Raw genomic sequence first — 311 nt, 5'->3', positions numbered from 1 at the left:
TTAAAGACTTTAACCGACGGTCTTCAACAATATCTATGATACGATGTGTGAGTGAATCAGCATAAATAAAGCTCATATAACCCGATACGTTTTTAACACTTTTAAATTCATCCATCATTAAATGTTTCGGTAATGGTCGATGTGGCGACTGATAGAGACTTTCTGCAGCTTCATCAATAAAACGTGCTACAGTTGTAGGTGATACAGAACAATCCTGCGCTATAGAAGCTTCAGAACGTATATCCGTTGCCTTATTAAGAACAGCCATTTTAGTATTTTTAGAGATAAAACAAAACTTATCAACGACAGGA

1 pseudogene is annotated in these 311 nt (G+C 35.7%); it reads right to left on the bottom strand.

Annotated elements, in window-relative coordinates:
* Positions 1–311 (bottom strand): annotated as a pseudogene (locus tag HHH54_RS11605) (ISL3 family transposase); the annotation flags it as partial.

Origin of the sequence: Staphylococcus canis (genome assembly GCF_016238445.1) — a bacterium.
In the GTDB taxonomy this organism is placed as follows: Bacteria; Bacillota; Bacilli; order Staphylococcales; family Staphylococcaceae; genus Staphylococcus; species Staphylococcus canis.
The sequence above is the reverse complement of the archived record's forward strand: the minus strand, read 5'-3'. Positions and strand labels throughout refer to the sequence as shown.